The organism is Bacillus sp. C28GYM-DRY-1 (genome assembly GCF_030519405.1).
Taxonomy (GTDB): Bacteria; Bacillota; Bacilli; order Bacillales; family Bacillaceae; genus Bacillus; species Bacillus spizizenii_A.
This window is the reverse complement of record NZ_JAUMKF010000008.1, coordinates 95730-117011: the sequence shown is the minus strand read 5'-3', so window position 1 is coordinate 117011 and position 21282 is coordinate 95730. Positions and strand designations below refer to the sequence as shown.

Sequence of the window (21282 nt, the reverse complement as noted above, 5' to 3'; positions counted from 1 at the left end):
TATCGTTGACTATGGCAACTATATTTGATTATAATTGGCTTAATCAGTGATATAAGAAAGTGGGGATGAGTTTGAAAACCAGTGAATCAACTGCTGGATTAAAATTCAGAAAGTTCAATCGATTTTACACAAATGTCCTTGGTTTCCTTAATGAGCACATTTACGACAGCCCGTTTTCCTTGACCGAAACACGGATTTTATTTGAGATTTATAATACGCCTCATTGTACAGCAAAAACCCTTCAGGATAAGCTAGGGCTAGATCGGGGATATGTCAGCAGGATTTTGAAGCAGTTTGAAAAAGAACATTTGATCTATAAACAGAAGAGCAAAAATGATGCTCGTCACCATTATATTTATGTCACGGAAATGGGGAAAACGATTTATAAAAAGCTGGAGGAGAAAGCCAACGAACAAGTAGAACGGATGCTGAAGGAAATTGACCAAAAGGATCAGCACAGGCTTGCGGAGGCGATGGCAGAAATTGAAGCGATCCTTTCACAGTCACTTTCTACCAGAACGTCAGACATATCGATTAGAGATTACTTTCTTTCGGATGATCTTCAAATTCTTATTGAAAAACAGAGACAATTTTATGCGGAGGCTCATGGCTGGGACGACACGTTTTTAGCTTATCTTCATGAGACCTTTGATGCGGAAATCGAAACCATATGGATTGCAGAAAGCGGAGGGAAATTTGCCGGCTCTGTCGGGTTGGTCAAACATGATGAAAAGACAGTGCAGCTCAGATGGTTTCTTGTGGATGCCGCTTTTCGAGGAAGGGGGCTCGGCACTCAATTGCTGGAGCATCTGGTTGCATACTGCCGGGACATGAGATTTGAACGCATTTTTCTTTGGACGGTGAGCACCATGGCTGAGGCCCGTCCGCTCTATAAAAAATTTGGATTCAGGGTAAGTGAAGTGAAAGAAGAAGCGCCATTATGGGGACAGCGTTTGACAGAAGAACGGTGGGATTTGGAGCTGTCATGAAAAGACTGCACTATGCTTGGATCATCGTGTCCGTCACCTTTTTGATCTTATTGGCTGTCCAGGGGGTGCGCCTGTCGTTTGGTGCGTTTGTGGAGCCGTGGGAACAGCAATTTTCAATGGACAGAGGCACCATCTCGCTGATTTCTACGCTAAGCTTTATTGTCTATGGCTTATCACAGCCTGTGATCGGGCGGCTTGTGGACAAATGGGGTGCCCGGGCTGTTTTGTCATGGAGTGCGTTACTGACAGGAGTCAGCATTTTCTTAACATACTTTGTCACTTCGCCATGGCAGCTGTTTCTGCTTTACGGGCTGGGTGTTTCGCTTGGAGTGGGCGGAGCATCGAATGTGGCAGCAAGTGTGCTGGTCGTCAATTGGTTCAGCAAAAAGCGGGGACTAGCCTTTGGGATCATGGAAGCAGGCTTTGGCGCGGGGCAAATGCTTCTCGTTCCCGGCTCACTCATGCTGATCCATTGGTTTAGCTGGAAGCTGACGGTGGTGGTGTTGGGCTTGCTGTTAATCGTGATTGTTTTTCCGGCTGCACTGCTGATGCTGCGGAACAATCCTTCAGAAAAGAATGCAGAACCGATAGGCGGATTGGCTGCTGCGGAAGAAACAGCGCCCAACACAACTGCTCTTTCAGTGACTGGAATGTTTCGGATGAGACAATTTTGGTTTTTGATTTTGCCGTTTTTGATCTGCGGGTTTACGACCGTGGGACTGATGGATACCCATTTGATTCCGTTTTCTCACGATCACGGCTTTTCAACGACAGTCACAAGTGCCGCTGTCAGTCTGCTTGCCGGCTTTAATATTGCTGGCATCTTACTGTCTGGAATTGTAGCTGACCGGTGGAGCAGCCGGAAAATCCTGTGCTTTTTATATGCGGTGCGCGCGCTGTCGATCGTGATTTTGATTTACAGCCACGAGCCTTACTTGCTTTTAGCCTTTGCGATTCTGTTTGGATTAGTGGACTTCGCCACGGTAGCGCCGACTCAAATGCTCGCTACCCAGTACTTTCAAAACTACTCGATCGGCCTCATGATCGGCTGGCTTTCGCTTGCCCATCAAATCGGATCGGCACTCGGCGCGTATGTGCCTGGCGTCATCTATACGGTAACGGGTGAGTATACACTGGCTTTTTATTTGTCGATTGGGATGCTTGTGCTGGCGAGTGTGATGAATGTGATGCTGAGGGAGCCCGCGGCGGTCACGCGTGACAGTGCGGCTGTGATTGGGAAGGGATGAGAGCAGAGAGTGAGCATCTCTGATTTCGGGATTATTCAGAGATGCTTTTTTTGTATTTTTGTTCTAATACGAAGTCGATCATTCCGACAATGCGGGCGTTTTCGGATTTTTGTTTGAAGCGCTCAGAAATTTGAACTTTTCTTGAAAATGGGAAAACACCAAATACCCAGATAAGGCCAATTAACACAAAAAACATTTGTACACCCATCTCTATTAAATCATTATAATGAGAACTGAAAAAATAAATATATAACGTTATTAATGTCACTGTAAATACGATTTTGACAGTGTGTTTGAATGTGAGCTGTGGTTCAATTAAACACACTTTCATTTGGTTGAGTGTGAAAGAGTCTTGTTTCATTAGGTAAGAAAGTAAATCATTGTCGTTTTGACTGATGGGGTACAAGTCGGTTTCTATTTTTTTTGTGATCTCCTGATACTTATGTATATTACTTTTCATACAGTATCCCCCCTTTTTTAGAAGAACTCCATGAATCCCTAAAGGACTCATGGAGAAACAATATTATTTAAAAAGTGCTAAAAATGTACGGAAGAGTACTGCAGCAGCTCCCATTTCAGGGCCTACCGTTAATACTAATGCACCAATACCAGCAACAATCAAGATACCTGTACCTGCCACAACCATGTTGTTGACAATAGTATCCCAATTCGGTGAATATACTTCCTCAGTATCTGGCAAAGTAAAGTGCTTCTGTTTTATTTTAAACGTAATCGTAGTCGTAAGTCCAGTTGTAGCACTGTCACCTACTGGAATATCAGGCGTATAGATTTTAACTTGAATGTTTAACGATTGAGCAGTTGGGTTTACATAAATCTCCAAGTATCCGTTGCGTACTGATAAGCTGAGACTGTTTAAAAGGTTTTGATAAGAGTCGATTTGTGACGCAGTGAGAGACGTTTGGGTGTCGCCTAATAAGCCTGTGATATAGGCACCTGGTTTACCATTTGTAATGGTAATTGTGTTTGGTGAACCTTCACTTGGTATGGTTGCCAGAAGTGAAGTGGATAGAATAATATCCAACTCAGGTGATGTAAAAATGGTTTCTGTCGTATCAAATTCAAACATAGCGTTCGCAAGACTTGATAGATTTTCTAAAGCCGGAATGGTAGATAAAATGTCTGTCAGTGTACGCAGTCTTGCATCATATACCGGATCAGATGGCGGATTTACATGGCTTGTACCTGAATCTCTTCCTGAGTAGCCGTCTTTATCAATCCCAATGCTTCCAGAGCCGCTTCCGATTGTTCCCTCATAAAATTGATCAAAGGCCCAGTTGTTTGGCATGGGATAGCCGAGATTGCCGCTAAATCCAGTTGACATATTTGCGACAAAACTATATTTTGTCAGTTCTGCTTCTGATGTGCGGATACAAATGTTTCTCGGTCCGTAAACCCCTATTTCATACTTAGGTGCGGTTGAAAATGTCTGCATTTTAGTAAATGCTGACTTAATCTCTTGGAAATAAGGGATGATTTTCTCGGTCACTTCATAATCGTAGGCATCAAAATCGACGGCGAAATAAATGGTCGTGCCTGACGGGAAACCTAATCTTCGAGCCGCAGAAGCAGCACTATATGCATCTTTTGTGCCTTGATCTTTGATAAAATAAGAAGATTCATAGCCACCGTCTTGATAAATCGGAAAGACCTTTAATCCCGCATCAAAAATAACTGATAGTTCCTCAGACGTCATAGCTTTTGAAGTAAGGCCGCTGCTTGTCCGCACATTCCCGGTCAAATATCTTCCAACCGTTTTATAACCGTTATTCCGCAGGGTTTGAGCTTTTTCTGCCGTTATAATTGTAGCAGTGTCACAAGCTGAAGCGGCGCGTGCTGTATCTCCTGAGCTTGATAATAAAGCTTTAATGGTCGGCATATCTGCATAACCTGTTTGAGGCAGACACATGAATTCTTGAAATGCTTTAACGGCTGAAACAACACCCACACCATATTTGCCGTCAAATGCACCAGGGTCGAATGATTTCCCGTTGCAATAAAGAGCGTACTGAACAATTAAAACAAAGCCGGTTCTTGAATCCCCGGGAGTTAAGGTAGGACATAAACTTGTTGTGCCGTTTCCGAAAAATCCATTGGCAACACTTGTGCTCATGCCTTCTTCTTTTTGCAGGGCATAAATAAGGGCTTTGTTTGTATCGCGGGCATACAGTCCGTCACATGGCATTAAGCCGATGTAGTCATTGTAGTCCCGGTTTAAATTTTGTTGAATCTGGCGGATTCTTGAATCACCCCCAGATACCAGCTTAAAAGCGCTCATGTCTAATAAAGCTTTCATAATCAACGTGGTGACAATCCCATCCTGTGTTGTCAGACCGGCAGCTTTCTGGAATTCCTTCACCGCATTTTCTGTTTTTTCATAAAAGACGCCTGTAAAACCACCGGGATTAAAGCCTTTGCACCATAATGCACCCTGCAAAATAAAATTCATGTTGCTTGGTTCTGAATTTGGATCTTGTTTTTTAAGAGGCTTAAATAAGCGCTGTGTTGTCGGCCCGAAGTTATCAGCTGGTTCTGAGATACCCAGTTCAATTTGAAGCGCCCGAGTCAGACCGTAGATCGTATCCCACCCAGTTTTCCCGCTCTCTTCTACTGGGTTATACCCATGCTTTCCGCTGTACGTTTCGTTCAGCCATTGCTGTGTGATTAAGACCATTTCATCAACCATTTCGTTTCCTCCTTTATTAGATCGCGTTCATTTATAGGTGGCAAACGTAGGACAAAATAAAAAATGGATGCCGTTAAGCATCCATTTTACATCCGTTCTCCAACAGCTTCGCTTTCGGTTTCATCTCCGAAATGTAGAGGCCTAAAAGCGTAAGGGCGCCTCCTAGAAGAGCGATCCATGTCATGTTTTCATGCAGGATCAGGACGGAAGCAGCGATTGTGATAACCGGGACAATGTAAATAACGCACTGGATTTGACGGCGCCTAGCACGCCGACTGAGTAATTCCATGTTGCGAAACACAGGGCGGAAGCACCGATGCCGAGGAAGAGCATGTTGAGTACATTTGAAGTGGATGAAAATCGGCTCAGGTCAAAATGGAAGTCGAACAAAAATAAAGCGGGAATCATAAACAACAAACCGTATAAAAACACTCTCTGTGTCAGCTCGATGATGTGATAATCGTAAGCGCTTAATTTTTTCATGAAAATCGAGTAGCCTCCAAACACGAGAGCGGCCCCGACTGCCATGATGTCTCCGAACGGATTCATCCGCAGTACGACATTGCCGTTGAACGTAATCAATAAAAGCCCAATCAGTGCTGCCCCAAATCCAATGAAAAAAGTCAGCCGCAGTTTTTCGCCTTCAAGCAGAAAATGGGCCAGCACCGCAGTGATCATCGGAATTATGGATACGATCATGCCGACATTGGATGCATATGTATAGGTGAGAGCTATATTTTCTAATAATAAGTATAAGGTTACGCCAAATAAACCTGCCCCGACAAATAACAGCTCCTGCCGCCAATTTTTGAACGGAATTATTTTGGGACGTACGAGAATAAGCGCAATAAAGCCCATCAAAAACCGATAAAGTAATATTTCCATTGGAGTGAAGTCAGCCAGAAGAATCTTTGTCGAAATAAAGGTCGTCCCCCAAATCAGAATGGTCACAATGGCTGCGATATGCCCGGCCGATTCTCTTTGTGTGCTCATTTTTGAAGCTCCTTTTCAAAAATCTTCATGTATTGCTTCGGCGTCAGCCCCACCTGCCGTTTGAAAAACTTCGTCATATGGCTCTGATCGCTGAATCCTGTCTGACATGCCGCATCAATCGGTCTAACCCCTTGTTCAAGGAGTTTTTTCGCTTGATTAATCCGGATTGTCTCCACGTAGCTATTAGGCGTAATTCCTTTTTGTTTTGTAAATGAACGCAATAAATGATACTTGCTCCAGCCTGTTAGTTCACTCAAATCGTTGAGCGTAACGTTCTGGGCATAATGCACTTCTAAAAATTCGCAAACCATTTTGACTTCGTCGGATGGTTCGGGAATGCTGCTGAGGAATGTGACGTCAGAATAATGGCGGATCAGCTCTTCTAGAAGATGAAGAAACAGCTCCTCTTTGCGCAAAGCCTGTTTTTCCTTGGATATCAAAATATGCAATTCCTGCAGGCTGGTTGTCAGCTCGTGGCGGAATAACACATGCTGGGAGAAATATGGGAGATGCCCGGCACCAGTAATCTCTTTCACCGCCTTCTCCATAACATCCGGCATCACATTGATACACCGATAATCAAGCGTCCGCCCGTCAATCTGCTCACAACTATGCGTATCACGGGGGTTAAAGAGGAGAAGATCACCTGGATTGATAATATATTCTTGATCCTGACAGGCAAGATACCGCTGCCCTTTTTCAATAAAGCCAATCACATAATAATCGTGAAAGTGGTTCGGGAATTTCTGCATAATCCCTTTGAATCGGTAGGCTTCAATATTAAGATGCGGGTCGAGGTGCAGTGTTCGGGTTTCGTTTTGCATGGGATGCCTCCTGTCGGTGTGGTGTCTTGGGTTAAGTGTAGCATGATTTTTGGGGATTTCTTGTATGATGTTGCTGTTTAGGGAATAGAGAAAGCAGACCGTTACTGGTCTGCTTTCTTTTTCGTGGCATTTATAAGAAGACTAAATAGTTTAATGGAATTTTAAAGACTTCCATATTCCTCAACAATAGCTTTATCAGCACAGTACTCGTAGAAATTGTTTATTAACTTATCAATATCTTGCTTGCGAGCTATTTTGTTTAACCAATCTTCTGGGATTGCGTCCATCTTATAATACATTCCTGCTAGTGACCCTGTTATTGACGCTACGGTATCAGTATCTTCTCCTAAGTTCACTGCTGCTAGTACTGCTTCGGTAAATGAATTTGTAGTGCCAAAACACCATATTGCGGCTTCTAATGTATGAACGGCATATCCGTCTGATTGAATTTCTTCTCTTGGTGTATTCAAAAAACGTTTGTCAAAAATTCTTTCATAATGGGTTAGCTCTTTATGGTATATATGTTCCTTTGCAAAATTCTCATCGAAAAGCTCTTTCACTTCTCTTAAAGATGTATCAATTGAATTGTTATAATATAGCCTTAATAATAGCTCAATATAAATAATGGAACCAACTATAGCACGCGGATGGGCATGGGTTATTTCAGTGTATTTTTTGATCATCTCCGTTTTTTTTACGAAATCAAATTCTTTATGCAAAATAAATACTAATGGTGAAATTCTCATTAATGCTCCATTTCCATTATCAAACTCGGACTGACCGCCGCATTCTTCTGGCAGAACTCCTTTCCTAAATCGTGTAATCGCTTCAGCAGTCGTCCTTCCAATGTCAAACATTTCACCATACGGCGTCCAATAGCCTTCGTCTTGATACTGTTTAAATTTCTGCATCAAATTGTTGGTGCTTCCTTCTTCAACTACATTCTCCACCAGGCACAAAGTCAGCGATGTATCGTCAGACCAGGTTCCGGGAGGTTGATTATATGTGCCGTATCCAACTATATCCTGTATATGAAATTCTCCTCTTGTTTTAAATTCAACTGGAACTCCTAACGTATCTCCAATAATGCCACCGTATATTGTTGGAAGTACTTTGTTTTTTATATTCAGTTTAAGGAAGCTCTTATTGTCATCTTCCCATCTATCTATCATTCTTCTGCCTCTCATTTTTTCACCCACTTAAATTAAGTCTAAAACAATATGTAACTTATTGCTGCTGTCAACATGTGCGCTTTTAATTACCATCTCTTGTCCGAAATTTAAAAGTAACTCAGCTTCATTAGGGAAATGACTTATCTTTCCGAGATAAGCTGCATTAGCTCCTGCTGGAACATTTATTTCCCACGAGACTTTCATGTGTTCAAAGGATGATTCTTTAACAATTGCAGTACTTACAAAACCGTTGTCTCTAAAAGTCTTCCCAATTAGTGATTCAGCATTAATGTCTCCGTATTTGTCAACTTCAATTAATGACTCTAAAGGTCTGAGATCTGTCCCTCTATAAACTTGTAAATTGTGTGGAACTCTCGCTTTATCCAGCCCATTCTTTATATTATAGATTGTATCTAAATCAATGCCATCTAAAGATTCATTAATTCCTCTTAGATAATCATTTATTTTCTTATAATCGTCGCCAGTATATTGCTTAATAGCATGTTGTTCACGTGGAGTTAATGAATTAACCCAATCGTCATAATACTTGCTTCCCCATTGGTGTGCTTGTTCTACTGTATTAATATCACGTGTAAAATTAGAATTTTCACTTGGTCCTACGCCACCTGATTTGCTTTGATCGCTACCATTAATATTGACAAAGTTTTCATGTTTCTTATTAACATTCTTCTCAAGTTTCGATATAGGGTTTTCGATATTCCCAGCACCCTGTATAGCAGGTTCTAGAAGATTGTTATTTGGCAATGTGAAATAAGGTTTTGCTTTATCAGTAATGTTCTTTGCTATAGATTTATGATCGTTCACAAAAGCTTTTGTTTCCTTTGTTACGAATTTTCCGGCTTTTGTTGCTGATGACACTTTTCCGAGTCCTTTGGCTCCAAAAAGGGAAGCAACTGCGTAGGTGATGTAGTGGGAGCGGCTATATGCATCACCATGAACCATATTGTCGTTCCAAGATGTTTTGAATGAATCGACCATATATTCAAAAGTTTCGGGCGCGCTATAAATCACATTTTGAAGTTCTTGTCCGGCTTTGACTTGTTCCTCTATGCCCATCTTACCCTGCGCTCTATACGACCATACAGCAAGATCGTAAGCGCCGACTGCGAGGTCGCATGCACCGATGACGATATCTTTTCCGGCATCCCAGAGCCCGACAATTACACCCTTTCCACCTTCGACAAGCATTTTTCCTGTTTCCTGCTGTGCTTTCATTTGAACAATGCTTGAATAATATTGTAATTGCTCAGCGTTCAGGTTGTCAGTGCCAATCTTGTCTGCAATTTTCAAGTATTCCTCAGGATCAGTAGTTTTGTCGAGTTTTTTCTTAAGATACTCGATTTCTTCCTGTTTTTTTGCTCTTATGAACTGCTGGGATTGTTTGTGAATATCTTCTTTGTTTTGATAAGCGTCTGTTTCGTGAAAGGCTTTTGCGTTAAAGTTTATTGGATTTGTGCTTCCGCCTTTGCTAGTGGCGCCTGTCAGTGCTTCGAAGAATGCCCGAACCTCATGTTCCACTGCTTCTGAGGCCTCGTAATCACTGTTTAGTTTCTCATCAAGGTCATACAGGTGTGTAATCGTTTTTTTTCGTTTTTTATCTGCTTTATCCAGTTCATCGGTGACAGTAGATTGATCAAAGAGGGATAACGGCAAAATGTCATCAATTGAATTCAGAATTGATTTCATTTCTTTATGCTGTGCCTCTATAATGCCATCAGCTTTGATAAGGCCGTTATGCAGTTCATTGTCGAGATAGGATTCCTCAACGTATGCATCGTCATCGAATGTTGCTTCCTCAATTGCAGCTGGCACGTTTTTGAAAAAAGCAATTCTCATGTCAATGAGGTCCAGCCACAGTTCCGCTCCTGCCGCTTGTTCCTTATAAAATGCTTTAATTGCATTAGCACCCTTGCCTGTCATGGCATCATCCAAATTTGCCATCTCTTTGAACTGTTTCTTTAGAACAGCCATATGCTCTCTTAATGTTTGATAGGCTTTAAGGCGTGTTTCAGCTGCTTCTAAAATCGTATTTGTTTCAAGTGTTTTCAATGTACTGTGTCCTTTCGCCTGCATTTTCCTGTAAATATGGTACCATGGTGAATTCAGGAAAGGAGCGCAAACAGAATAATCAAGGAAAAACAGTACTTTTTTACTGATCCTATTTATTCATTTGTTTTGCTCGCAGACAGGAAAAGCTGCTGGATCAGTCTGTCGTGCCCATATGCCGGTTTCCTACATTGGTTTTGTACATATAAATTTTAGGTGATTCTGTACGGTATATGTGGAGCTCACCTGCTGTGAAAAAACCTCTGATGCCAGCTCGTGATAATTTCTAACTTCGTCTTTTTGAATAAAAATTTATTTTTCAAATATTTCAGTTATAATGGTTGGGAAGCAGATAGGAGGGGCAAAGATGTATCAATCAAAGAAGGTTATATTATTAGGTTCAGGTGAGTTAGGTAAAGAAGTAGTGATTGAAGCCCAGCGTCTTGGGGTACAGACGGTGGCGGTTGACAGTTACGCGCATGCTCCGGCGATGCAGGTCGCGCATAACAGCTATGTCGTTGATATGCTGGACAGCGAGCAGATCAGAAGCGTCATTGAGAAAGAAAAACCGGATTTGATTGTGCCTGAGGTGGAGGCAATTGCGACGGATGAATTGCTGAAGCTTGAAGAGGAAGGGTTTCATGTCATCCCGAATGCACGTGCGGCAAAGCTGACGATGGATCGGGAAGGCATCAGGCGGCTTGCGGCAGAAACGCTTGGACTTACGACGGCTGGCTATGAATTTGCGAATACATATGACGAATTTGTACAAGCGACAGCTCGGATCGGCTTCCCTTGTGTCGTTAAACCATTGATGAGTTCTTCTGGAAAAGGTCAAAGCGTGTGCCGCTCTGAAGCGGATTTAGAGAGCTGCTGGGAGACGGCGATGGAAGGCGGACGGGTGAAAAACGGCCGCGTGATCGTAGAGGAGTTTATTCCATTTGAATCAGAAATTACGCTTTTAACTGTTCGTGCAGTCAACGGCACGACTTTCTGTGAACCGATCGGACATGTGCAAAAGGACGGAGATTATATCGAATCTTGGCAGCCGCATCATATGACGGAGCAGCAAATGGAAGAAGCCAGGCATATCGCAAAAACCATTACCGATGAGCTTGGCGGGTACGGCCTGTTTGGCGTTGAGCTTTTCCTAGCGAAAGAAAAGGTGTATTTCAGTGAGGTGTCTCCTCGACCGCATGATACAGGTCTTGTGACGCTGGTGACGCAAAATTTGTCGGAATTCGCGCTGCATGTCCGGGCAATTCTCGGTTTTCCGATTACAGAAATCACGCAGCTTTCTCCTGGCGCCAGCCGGCCCCTTAAAGCATCGGCAGAATCAGCGGATTACACTGTAGAAGGACTGGAACACGCACTGGCAGTGCCAAAGACACAAGTTCGCGTCTTTGGTAAGCCGATAACGAAAGCCGGACGCCGTATGGCGGTTGCGCTTTCTGCGGCTGATACAGTTGAAACAGCGAGAAATAACGCAAAGAAAGCGTTGGATCAGCTATCTATAACATAGAGCGAAAGCAGGCCTTGTCAGGGTACAAGGCCTTTTTTTAATCCTTATAAAAGTTTTATCATAAGAATCAGAAACGTGATTATAATGTAAAAGTCTTCCACTGTTATGGGTGGTTGACACAAAGGGAGGGAGATGACAGAATGAAATTAGTTCCAACATTCAGAAAACAATGTGCCGCTTGCTTTATGGTTTTATGCTTGGCGATGGCAGCGGCGGTATCTTTTGCTGTACCGGCAAAGGCGGCAGAGAATCCGCAAACTTCTGTATCAAATACAGGTAAAGAAGCGGATGCCACAAAAAATCAAACGTCAAAAGAAGAACAGGTTTCCGCCCCTTTTGAGGGAACCGGAAAAACAAGCAAATCGCTATACGGCGGGCAAACGGAACTGGAAAAAAACATTCAAACCTTACAGCCTTCAAGTATCATCGGAACCGATGAACGCATCAGAATCTCCAGCACTACGTCTTTTCCTTATAGAGCAACTGTTCAACTTTCAATTAAGTATCCCAACACCTCTAGCACTTATGGATGTACCGGATTTTTAGTCAATCCGAATACTGTCGTAACGGCTGGACATTGTGTGTACAGCCAGGAGCACGGATGGGCTTCGACGATAACCGCAGCGCCGGGCCGCAATGGTTCTTCATATCCATACGGTACTTATTCAGGCACGATGTTTTACTCCGTCAAAGGATGGACGGAGAGCAATAACACCAATTATGATTACGGAGCGATTAAATTAAACGGTTCTCCTGGAAACACGGTTGGCTGGTACGGCTACCGGACAACAAACAGCAGCAGTCCCGCGGGCCTTTCCTCGTCAGTGACAGGATTCCCGTGTGACAAAACCTTTGGCACGATGTGGTCGGATACAAAGCCGATTCGATCCGCTGAAACGTATAAGCTGACCTATACAACTGATACGTACGGCTGTCAAAGCGGCTCGCCTGTTTACCGAAACTATAGTGATACAGGGCAGACAGCTATTGCTATTCACACGAACGGGGGATCGTCATATAACTTGGGAACAAGGGTGACGAACGATGTATTCAACAATATTCAATATTGGGCAAATCAATAAATACAGCACATTAGCTATTTTCATGTTTATTATGTTTTTATGCGGATGCAGCTCACAAACGCAATCTGCTCAGAAAGAAACGGCTATCCCTGTTACTCTTCATGTGGAGGATGCTAAGGGGCTGCCCGTCGAAGGGGTTCAAATTACGATTGTCAAAGCGCCAGTCTCAGACCAGAAGCCAAGTAAAGAGATTGGCGAGATACTTGGTCAAACAGATAAAAACGGAGACATCAAATGGGCAGGCAAAAAAGGTGACTACTCAGTTGCATTGACGAAGGGTGAAACATCAGTAACCCATGACATCTCATTTACAGAGGATAAAAAAGATAAGGTCATTCTATTAGTTTTCAAAGAATAGGCGGTTTCTCTGATTTCGAGGGAAACTGCCTTTTTTATGGATCACAGGAAGCCAAACTATATACTGGAAATTTATAATATGAGATAATGAGAAATAGGTATTTTTTCTTATGAGACAAAAGGGGTGTTACCCTTTATTTTATATCAATCAAACCCGGAGGAAAAAGAAGAAGATGACACAAGATTCGATGCAGCTCGCCGTGGCTGAGAGCGGTCTCCGCTTTTACCAGGCATATGATAAAAGCCTTTCTTTGTGGCCGATTGAGTCGGAAGCATTCTATGTTTCTACTCGTTTTGGAAAAACACATATCATGGCAAGTGGGCCAAAGGACGCACCTTCGCTCATTTTGCTTCACGGGGGGCTCTTCAGTTCTGCTATGTGGTATCCGAATATCGCGGAGTGGAGCAGTCAATATCGTACATATGCAGTCGATATAATAGGAGACAAAAATAAAAGTATCCCATCAGCCCCTCTGGATACGAGAGCTGATTGCGCAGAATGGCTGAAAGATGTCTTTGATTCTCTTGGACTTGAGACAGCACACCTGGCAGGCCTTTCGCTTGGAGGGTCCCATATCGTGAATTTCTTGCTCCAAGTCCCTGAAAGAGTAGAGCGGGCGGTTGTTATGAGTCCCGCCGAAGCATTTATTTCATTTCATCCGGATGTCTATAAATACGTTGCAGGGCTTACGGGATCAAGAGGAGCTCATGCATATATGAAGTGGATTACCGATAGCCGTTATGATCTACATCCTGTACTGCAAAGACAAATTGTAACGGGTGTGGAATGGCAGGACGAACAAAGAAGCCTGAAGCCGACAGAAAATGGCTTTCCGTACGTGTTCACAGACCGGGAATTGAGATCGATAACGGTCCCGATACTCCTGATGTTTGGTGAGTACGAGGTCAGGTACCATCAGCAAATGGCTTTAGAACGGGCTTCAGTATTGGTGCCGGGGATTCAGGCTGAAATCGTGAAGAACACCGGACATCTGTTATCTCTGGAGCGGCCAGAGTACGTCAATCAACGCGTCTTGTCCTTTTTGAGCGGGAAATAATATAGTAAGAAACATGAAAAGATTGGCATTCATTGTTCAAAAGATAACAAATGTTGTATAATAATAGAATTTGAGTGCTGCTTTTTTGGGGGCATTCTATGTTATCATGCTTAATAGAGAAAATTTTTCCTGTAACGCTATTCGATGCAATCGTCGAATGAGATAGATGGTTTTACAATTGGAGGTTTGGTTACACTGTGAATTATATCCCCTGTATGATTACGATAGGAAACTTTACTTGCGGAATGCTGGCGATTCATTCGTTGTTATATCACAACATTCATTCCGCAGTGCTTTTTATTTTTATCGGCCTGTTTCTTGATTTCTTTGACGGGATGGCAGCACGTAAACTGAATGCCGTTTCTGATATGGGAAAAGAACTGGATTCATTTGCTGATCTAGTGACGTTTGGTGTGGCTCCTTCTATGCTTGCGTACAGTGTCTCATTATACGCCCTTCCGTTTATCGGGATTTTATGCGCATTGACGTACAGCATTTGTGGAATGCTTCGTCTCTCTAAATTTAACATTGAGCAAAGCAAGCTTCCGACCTTTATCGGGATGCCGATTCCATTTGCGGGTATGTGTCTTGTGCTTCTCAGCTTTACCTATCACCCGATCCTGCTGGCAATCGGCGCTTGCGGACTTTCCTATTTAATGGTGAGTAAAATCAAATTCCCTCATTTTAAAAAACATGCGGCAGAAAACCTGGAGTCCGGGAGATGGAATTAGTTCAGGATCTCATAGCGGATTACGGTTATCTCGCTATTTTTTTGATGCTGGTTCTAGGGATTGTTGGATTGCCGATTCCAGATGAAGTGATGATGACTGTTGTCGGCTACTTCACAAATACGGACGTGCTGAATTATGAGCTTTCAATATTCATCAGCTTTGTCGGAGCTTTGTCAGGTATGCTGATCAGCTACATGATCGGCAGAAAAGCCGGCCGCCCGTTTATCGACAAGTACGGCAAGTGGATCGGATTAAAAGAAAAGAGAATGATGAAAGTAGAAAAATGGATGAATAAATACGGTCCATATTCTCTTATTTTAGGATATTTCATTCCAGGCGTCAGACATATGACGTGTTATTTTTCGGGAATCGGCAAAATGAACTTGAAAACGTATATTTTGTTTGCGGCAATCGGCGCCTTTTTATGGTGCTTTATTTTTATTACAATCGGAAGGGTAATAGGGATTATTCATGTTTAATACGGCTGTAAAGATTCTGTATCGATCATTGATAGAGCTGACGAATCATCGTCTGTCATCCTATCTGATTAAAGGATTTTGCGAGTCTAAAATCAGCAAACCGGTCATTCCGCTTTTTTCAAAACATTTTCGGCTAAATTGGGATGATGTAGACGGATCGGCCGCTGATTACAGTTCGCTGTCCGAATTGTTCATTCGACATATTAAATTGGAGCGGCGCCCAGTTTCAAAAGAGGCGCACGCGGTGGTTAGCCCTGTTGACGGTGTGGTTCAGACGGTAGGAACAATCAACCCGAATCAAACCTTTAGAGTAAAGGGAAAAGATTACTCTTTCGCTGAGCTGACCGGCTGTAAAAGCGCAGACCATCAATACAACGGCGGATACTTCATCGTGCTGTATCTAAGCCCGCGGCATTATCACCGTTTCCATTCTCCGATCAGCTGCAGGTATCAAAAGCTGGCCGAGCTTGGAAATCGTTCTTACCCTGTAAATCAATTAGGGTTAAAATACGGAAAAGACGTGCTGTCGAAAAATTACCGGTTTGTGTACGAGCTGAATGGCGGCACTCGAAATATCCTGATGATTCCCGTCGGCGCGATGAATATTAACTCTATCGTGCAGACGAGTACACGGGACGTGCTGGAGATCGGCGAGGAGCTTGGATATTTTTCATTTGGCTCAACCGTCATATTGATTTTTGAAAAAGACGCGTTCCAGCCGTCAGCCAATTTAACAGAAGGCCAAGAAGTCCAAGTCGGAGAATTGATAGGATACGAAGAACAAAAAGAGGAGCTCGTATAAACGCAGCGCCTCTTTTTTTGAAGAAAGGTGATACTCATGGAGAAACAAATCATCAGCTGGATCAAAGATTATCAGAACACCGGAGATGAAGCCGTCCTGCGGCAAGTGCGGGAAGCGTGCTGGCCGATCGTTGAAGCGGTACTGCAAGGGATGGCAGCAGATGAAGAGCAAGCGAGTGATTTGCGTGTGAAAGGGATCGAGCGGTTTCCATTCATCATCAGCAAATACCAAGCGGATGTGCAGATTCCAGTTGAAACATTTCTACGAAATACGTATCGGTTTTACTTTCATCAGGTGATGAGAGGATCCAGCTAAAGCTTCTTTCAATAGAGAAGCTTTTTTTGTTGGTGAAAAAAGGAAACTTCTTCTGTATCAATCTCGTAATGACTAGAGAACCTTATAGAAAAGGAGAGATTGAATTGAAACGAATGATAGTGAAAACGGCTCTGCCACTGCTGATTGTCTGTTTGGCGTTTACTTCTTTTTCAGCCTCCGCCCGAGCTGCTTCTGAGGAAAAACATTGGAATCGGTGGATTGAACGACATGCACATCCACTAGATTCTGCCGGTGTCTCAAACAAAGACCTTCGATTTCTGGAGAAGGTGCTGAAAGGAAAACGAATCGTTCAGTTAGGAGAAACCACACACGGCGCTGGCGAAATCAATGCAACAAAAGTACGCATGATCAAATACCTCCACGAAGAACTGGGGTACGATGTATTGGCCTTTGAGTCTGGCTTTACCGATACAAATGCATCCTACCTTAATATGGATCAACTTACCTCTAAAAGCACGATGAAAAAATCCATATATCCCGTTTGGCACACAGAAGATGCTGTTGAGCTGTTTGCTTACATGAAAGAGCAAAAAGAGAAAGGCGATCCGCTTATCCTTACGGGTTTTGATATTCAAAGCATGAAGAATTCATTCAATGACGCTGCAAACCAATGGGTCAAAGCAGTGGACCCTGAAAAAGCAGAGCTGCTCTCTCAATCAGAAAATGACTTTTCAACTTTGGTGACAGACAGCAGTACGTTTGAAGAATTTGCGCAAAAGAAAGAAGCGCTTGCGAAAAACTATCAAGAGCTGATCAAGTTCGCTGAAACACATGTTTCAGAGCTAAAAGCACACCTTCCGAAAGAGCCGAAAGCTTATGAGATGTTTATGCATTCCCTTCAGCTGAGAATTGACGTCATGGAAACGTATATGCTGGAAGAAATGAAAGAAAAACTAAAGGATTATCCGGATAATATTGAGGATTTTTCATTCTATATGAGAGACCGCATGATGGCTGAACAATTTCAGTGGGTTGCGGAAACCCTTTATCCGAAGAAGAAGATCATTGTCTGGGGCCACAATTACCATCTTCGCAAACAGAATACCAAAATGATAAAGGACTGGGTAGAGCTAAACGGCCCTAACATGGGTGATTATTTGCCGGAGCGGCTGAAAAAACAAACATATACGATTGGCATTTATGCATATTCAGGCGCCAGTCTCGATAGCGATAATAAGACCGTTACGCCGGTCACAAGCCCGCCGCCGTCTGGAAGTCTTGAAGCCTTGCTGAAAGCTGCGAACCATCCAGCTGTCTTTGTTGATTTTCTCCATACAAAAAACAAGAAAGGCACTTCGTGGATGTACACCCCGCGGACAGCACTCTATTGGGGGATTACGGAAGAGCAGATGATCTTGAAGGAACAATATGACGGTGTCATTTGGCTGGAGCATATCACGCCATCAGTTATTATCAAGTGAGTAGTGTTCCCCCCTGTTATAGTACAGGGGGTTTTTACATATCGCAAAAAAAATCAAAACATATAAGCTGTGATCCATTATTCTAAAACAGAAAGGAGATTGAAGCGTGATATGTATTATGAAAAAGCTATCCAGAAAACAATCGATTGGATTGAATCACATTTACATGAGCAAATATCAAGTGAGGATATTGTAAACGTTTCAGGCTTTTCAAAATTCCATTTTCATCGAATCTTTCAAAAAGAAGTCGGTATGTCGGTTGCTTCTTATATTCGTTTAAGACGTCTTGCTACAGCAGCGGCAGCATTGCTTTATACCGATTTTCGTATTATGGATATTGCTTTGCATTATCAGTTTGAATCTCAAGAAGCATTTACGAGGACGTTCAAAAAGCTGTATCACATGCCGCCTGGAGCATATCGAACATTTATGAAGCGATTGACTGCAAAAAAGGAGGAATCTCGCATGGGGAAAAAAATGAAGGGCTGGTTATTGAACGGGAGCCATCCATTCCAATACGAAATGGGGGTTGACCGGGAAAATGTACATCAGGGAAAAGCTTCAGGGTATTTAAAATCAACGATGGTGCAGGGCAACGGTGAATTTGCGACGATGATGCAGCAATTTAAGGCAGATCGCTATCTAGGAAAAAGGCTTCGGCTATCAAGTTTTATCAAAACAAGAGGAGTGAAGCATTTTGCCTCACTTTGGATGCGGATTGACAGTGCTGTTGACGATGTTCTCCAATTTGACAATATGAGCAACAGGCCTATTACCGGGACAACCAATTGGAATCATTATGCTATTGTTTTAGATGTCCCTGAAAAGAGTGCTGTGATATCTTTTGGTGTCCTATTATCTGGGCCGGGTCAGATGTGGATGGATCATGTTGTTTTTGAAGAGGAACTATAAAATAGTTTTCAGATAACTACTTTAATTAGTAATTTAATGGAAAATACCATTGTATATTAATGAACCCATGTGCCGCTTGGTTTTGTAAGAGCTTGGATATTTTTGTCAGTCTGGGCGGATCTGTTCATCTTTGCGTCATTTTCCTGTATGATATAGTAAGTGTGTGCATAACAACTAACTATAATCGAACAGGGTGTTTAAATCATGGAAAAACAATACAGAGTACTACTTTACTATAAATATGTTCCGATTGAAGATCCAGAGGCGTTTAAAGAGCAGCATCTGGCTTTTTGTAAGGAGCTTGGTTTGTTAGGCCGTATCCTTGTTTCTTCTGAAGGAATTAACGGTACGGTATCAGGTACGGTTGAACAGACTGAAAAATATATGGAAACAATGAAAGCTGATCCTCGTTTTGCCGACATGGTATTTAAAATTGATGAAGCAGAAGGCCATGCGTTCAAAAAAATCTTTGTCCGTCATAAAAAAGAGCTTGTGACGCTTCGTCTTGAAGATGATGTGGATCCGAATGAAACAACAGGTCAGCATTTGAAGCCTGCAGAATTTTATGAGAAAATGCAGGATCCAAACACAATTGTAATTGACGCGCGTAATGATTACGAGTATGATCTTGGCCATTTTAGAGGAGCAGTCCGTCCTGACATCGAAGCCTTCCGTGAATTGCCTGAATGGATCGAAGAACACAAAGACATGCTTAAAGGCAAAAAGATTTTAACATACTGCACGGGCGGCGTGCGCTGCGAAAAATTCTCAGGCTGGCTGGTGAAGCAAGGCTTTGAAGATGTAGCACAGCTTGACGGCGGAATTGTGACATATGGAAAAGATCCTGAGGTGCAAGGCAAGCTGTGGGACGGCCAGTGCTACGTCTTCGATGAAAGAATCAGCGTGCCTGTCAACCGTGTCGAGCATGTGGTTGTCGGAAAAGACTACTTTACAGGTGAACCGTGTGAGCGTTATGTGAACTGCGCAAATCCATCTTGCAACAAAAAGATGATATGCACACCGGAAAATGAGTATAAATATATGCGCAGCTGCAGCCACGAATGTCGTACGAACCCAAGAAACCTATATGTTTCAGAGCACAATATGACAGAAGAAGAAGTAAACGCAAGACTGGCAGCGATTGAAAAAGAAGATCACGTTGCTGCTGAATAATCGAAAGAACACCTCGGGAATGAGGTGTTCTTTTTTATACGCTATCGGTTTGTCCGTTTGCAGAGGCCCATTCTTTTTCGCGGAAGGCCTTTTCCCATTTTGACACCACGATGCAGGCCATCGCATGCCCCGGTACGTTCACGCCTGTTCTCGCCATGTCCATGACACGGTCAACGCCCGCTATTATGGCGACGCCTTCAGCAGGAAGCCCTACAGCATTGGCAGTTGCCAGAAGAACAACAAGCGAGCCTGACGGAACAGCTGCAATGCCTTTACTAGTCATGACAAGCACAAGCATCATCATCAGCTGCTGGGACAATGTCATGTCTACATGAAAGGCCTGCGCCAGAAAAATACAGGAAACTGATAAATATAAACTGGAGCCGTCGCAGTTCAGTGACAAGCCAGAGGGAACGACAAATGATACCACTCGTTTTGGGCAGCCGTATTTCTCCATTCTGTCCATCAGCTGAGGGAGTATGGTTTCGGTGCTGGTGGTGGAAAACGCGATCAAAAACAGATCCCATATCATTTTTAACACTTCGAAATACTTAATATGAAAGATGAGACCGACAAGCGGAAAGAGGACAAAGAGGATCAGGAACAGACCAAGGAACACCGTGCCAACCAGTTTAAACATAGGGAGGAGGAGTTCGATGCCATATTGGCCCACAGAGGCTGCCATCAAGGCTAGCACGCCAATAGGAGCAGTCACCATGACGATTTGCGTGAGTTTGAACATAATTTGAGCGGTGGATTCAAAGAAATTCATCACTGGTTCAGAGGCTTTGCCAATGCCGGCCGCGGCGACACCAAACAAAATCGCAAAGAAGATAACGGCGAGCAAATCATTTCTGGCCATGACGTCAATAATATTTGTAGGAATAATATCAAGGATCATTTGTTTAAAATCAACAACTTTGTCTGTGTAGCCGGAAAGTTCATTGATATCTTTTTTCGCCAAATGGGAGAGGTCAAGCCCGACACCGGGTTTTAAGACATTCGCTAATACAAGTCCAAGCGCCAATACCATCGTGGTAATCACTTCAAACCAAATGATCGTCTTAATCCCGAGACTGCCCATTTTTTTCATGCTTCCGCTTCCTGCAGCTCCGATGACAATAGTAGAAAACACAATTGGCACGACAATCATTTTAATCAAACGAATAAACCCATCTCCGACAGGCCTCAACGCCATCCCAAAATCAGGGAAAAAATGGCCGACTGCTGCGCCGACAGCCAAAGCGATTAAAATTTGGAACGCGATCAATTTCTTCAAACGAATCCCCCTTTTCATGATGATAGGATGAGGCATATTCATATCTTGGTAAATTACATGAAAACACCTTATTTCAAATTTTATTTTGATAGCGCTTTCATTATGTTGGCAAAAAAGTCCTTCGCTTCAGGGGG

Annotated in this window: 18 protein-coding genes and 2 pseudogenes; 13 read left to right on the top strand and 7 right to left on the bottom strand. The window is 43.0% G+C overall.

All coding sequences use genetic code 11. The features are described 5' to 3' along the window. Nucleotides 1–71 precede the first annotated feature (71 nt). Both Q3W56_RS10035 and Q3W56_RS10030 read left to right on the top strand, forming a co-directional pair. The gene (locus Q3W56_RS10035; RefSeq protein ID WP_302895360.1) at nt 72–989 is read left to right on the top strand and encodes a bifunctional helix-turn-helix transcriptional regulator/GNAT family N-acetyltransferase; all 918 of its coding nucleotides are present in this window, start codon (nt 72–74) and stop codon (nt 987–989) included. Continuing rightward, the gene (locus tag Q3W56_RS10030) at nt 986–2236 is read left to right on the top strand and encodes an MFS transporter (RefSeq protein WP_302895392.1); all 1251 of its coding nucleotides are present in this window, start codon (nt 986–988) and stop codon (nt 2234–2236) included. The genes Q3W56_RS10035 and Q3W56_RS10030 overlap by 4 nt, the downstream gene beginning before the upstream one ends. Nucleotides 2237–2267: 31 nt before the next feature. Here the strand turns inward: Q3W56_RS10030 and Q3W56_RS10025 are convergent, their stop codons facing one another. From Q3W56_RS10025 to Q3W56_RS10000, 6 genes and pseudogenes are all read right to left on the bottom strand, one after another. After that, entirely contained in the window at nt 2268–2696 is a 429-nt protein-coding gene (locus Q3W56_RS10025; RefSeq protein ID WP_014112484.1) for a hypothetical protein, read from the bottom strand. 63 nt (nt 2697–2759) lie between these two features. Then, complete coding sequence (locus Q3W56_RS10020; RefSeq protein WP_302895359.1) at nt 2760–4940, bottom strand: glycoside hydrolase domain-containing protein; 2181 nt, start codon at nt 4938–4940, stop codon at nt 2760–2762. 73 nt (nt 4941–5013) lie between these two features. Next, nucleotides 5014–5933, bottom strand: a pseudogene (locus tag Q3W56_RS10015) (DMT family transporter). Continuing rightward, a complete protein-coding gene (locus Q3W56_RS10010) occupies nt 5930–6757 on the bottom strand; it encodes an AraC family ligand binding domain-containing protein (protein ID WP_302895358.1) in 828 nt (275 codons plus the stop codon). The pseudogene Q3W56_RS10015 and the gene Q3W56_RS10010 overlap by 4 nt, the downstream one beginning before the upstream one ends. Nucleotides 6758–6918: 161 nt before the next feature. Continuing rightward, nucleotides 6919–7944 (bottom strand): ADP-ribosylglycohydrolase family protein, encoded by a 1026-nt coding sequence (locus Q3W56_RS10005; RefSeq protein WP_302895357.1) that lies wholly within the window; start codon nt 7942–7944, stop codon nt 6919–6921. Between the two features lie 12 nt (nt 7945–7956). Further along, on the bottom strand, nt 7957–9999 hold the full coding sequence (locus Q3W56_RS10000) for a T7SS effector LXG polymorphic toxin (protein WP_302895356.1): 2043 nt from the start codon (nt 9997–9999) through the stop codon (nt 7957–7959). A 364-nt stretch (nt 10000–10363) separates the two neighbouring features. On the opposite strand from Q3W56_RS10000, the gene purT reads away from it, so the two are divergent. From purT to trhO, 11 genes and pseudogenes are all read left to right on the top strand, one after another. Beyond that, nucleotides 10364–11518 carry a phosphoribosylglycinamide formyltransferase 2 gene (gene purT, locus Q3W56_RS09995; RefSeq protein WP_302895355.1) on the top strand — a complete coding sequence of 385 codons (1155 nt, stop codon included), beginning with the start codon at nt 10364–10366 and terminating at the stop codon, nt 11516–11518. Nucleotides 11519–11658: 140 nt separating this feature from the next. Next, a complete protein-coding gene (mpr, locus tag Q3W56_RS09990) occupies nt 11659–12600 on the top strand; it encodes an extracellular metalloprotease Mpr (protein ID WP_302895354.1) in 942 nt (313 codons plus the stop codon). Further along, complete coding sequence (locus tag Q3W56_RS09985; RefSeq protein ID WP_302895353.1) at nt 12563–12958, top strand: DUF2606 family protein; 396 nt, start codon at nt 12563–12565, stop codon at nt 12956–12958. Before mpr ends, Q3W56_RS09985 begins: the two co-directional genes overlap by 38 nt. 172 nt (nt 12959–13130) lie before the next feature. Continuing rightward, a complete protein-coding gene (cesB, locus tag Q3W56_RS09980; RefSeq protein ID WP_302895352.1) occupies nt 13131–14015 on the top strand; it encodes an enantioselective carboxylesterase CesB in 885 nt (294 codons plus the stop codon). Between the two features lie 197 nt (nt 14016–14212). Then, nucleotides 14213–14746: a CDP-diacylglycerol--serine O-phosphatidyltransferase gene (gene pssA / locus Q3W56_RS09975; RefSeq protein WP_302895351.1), complete on the top strand. Its 534-nt coding sequence runs from the start codon at nt 14213–14215 to the stop codon at nt 14744–14746. Next, nucleotides 14737–15225, top strand: coding sequence for a DedA family protein (locus tag Q3W56_RS09970; RefSeq protein ID WP_302895350.1), 489 nt, complete (start codon nt 14737–14739; stop codon nt 15223–15225). Before pssA ends, Q3W56_RS09970 begins: the two co-directional genes overlap by 10 nt. Further along, nucleotides 15218–16027 (top strand): phosphatidylserine decarboxylase, encoded by an 810-nt coding sequence (locus tag Q3W56_RS09965; protein WP_302895349.1) that lies wholly within the window; start codon nt 15218–15220, stop codon nt 16025–16027. Before Q3W56_RS09970 ends, Q3W56_RS09965 begins: the two co-directional genes overlap by 8 nt. A 36-nt stretch (nt 16028–16063) precedes the next feature. After that, nucleotides 16064–16342 (top strand): hypothetical protein, encoded by a 279-nt coding sequence (locus Q3W56_RS09960; protein ID WP_302895348.1) that lies wholly within the window; start codon nt 16064–16066, stop codon nt 16340–16342. A 104-nt stretch (nt 16343–16446) separates the two neighbouring features. Continuing rightward, complete coding sequence (locus Q3W56_RS09955; protein WP_302895347.1) at nt 16447–17784, top strand: erythromycin esterase family protein; 1338 nt, start codon at nt 16447–16449, stop codon at nt 17782–17784. A 111-nt stretch (nt 17785–17895) separates the two neighbouring features. Further along, nucleotides 17896–18687, top strand: a pseudogene (locus tag Q3W56_RS09950) (helix-turn-helix domain-containing protein); the annotation flags it as partial. Between the two features lie 213 nt (nt 18688–18900). Further along, on the top strand, nt 18901–19869 hold the full coding sequence (gene trhO, locus Q3W56_RS09945; RefSeq protein ID WP_302895346.1) for an oxygen-dependent tRNA uridine(34) hydroxylase TrhO: 969 nt from the start codon (nt 18901–18903) through the stop codon (nt 19867–19869). Nucleotides 19870–19903: 34 nt separating this feature from the next. Here the strand turns inward: trhO and gltP are convergent, their stop codons facing one another. Continuing rightward, the gene (gene gltP, locus Q3W56_RS09940; protein WP_302895344.1) at nt 19904–21148 is read right to left on the bottom strand and encodes a glutamate-aspartate/proton symporter GltP; all 1245 of its coding nucleotides are present in this window, start codon (nt 21146–21148) and stop codon (nt 19904–19906) included. Between the last annotated feature and the right edge of the window lie 134 nt (nt 21149–21282).

Coding starts and splice junctions, on each gene's coding strand:
- Q3W56_RS10030 (WP_302895392.1), top strand. CDS start 986: ATGAAAAGACTGCACTATGCTTGGATCATCGTGTCCGTCACCTTTTTG.
- Q3W56_RS10025 (WP_014112484.1), bottom strand. CDS start 2,696: ATGAAAAGTAATATACATAAGTATCAGGAGATCACAAAAAAAATAGAA.
- Q3W56_RS10020 (WP_302895359.1), bottom strand. CDS start 4,940: ATGGTTGATGAAATGGTCTTAATCACACAGCAATGGCTGAACGAAACG.
- Q3W56_RS10010 (WP_302895358.1), bottom strand. CDS start 6,757: ATGCAAAACGAAACCCGAACACTGCACCTCGACCCGCATCTTAATATT.
- Q3W56_RS10005 (WP_302895357.1), bottom strand. CDS start 7,944: ATGAGAGGCAGAAGAATGATAGATAGATGGGAAGATGACAATAAGAGC.
- purT (WP_302895355.1), top strand. CDS start 10,364: ATGTATCAATCAAAGAAGGTTATATTATTAGGTTCAGGTGAGTTAGGT.
- mpr (WP_302895354.1), top strand. CDS start 11,659: ATGAAATTAGTTCCAACATTCAGAAAACAATGTGCCGCTTGCTTTATG.
- Q3W56_RS09985 (WP_302895353.1), top strand. CDS start 12,563: ATGTATTCAACAATATTCAATATTGGGCAAATCAATAAATACAGCACA.
- cesB (WP_302895352.1), top strand. CDS start 13,131: ATGACACAAGATTCGATGCAGCTCGCCGTGGCTGAGAGCGGTCTCCGC.
- Q3W56_RS09970 (WP_302895350.1), top strand. CDS start 14,737: ATGGAATTAGTTCAGGATCTCATAGCGGATTACGGTTATCTCGCTATT.
- Q3W56_RS09965 (WP_302895349.1), top strand. CDS start 15,218: ATGTTTAATACGGCTGTAAAGATTCTGTATCGATCATTGATAGAGCTG.
- Q3W56_RS09960 (WP_302895348.1), top strand. CDS start 16,064: ATGGAGAAACAAATCATCAGCTGGATCAAAGATTATCAGAACACCGGA.
- trhO (WP_302895346.1), top strand. CDS start 18,901: ATGGAAAAACAATACAGAGTACTACTTTACTATAAATATGTTCCGATT.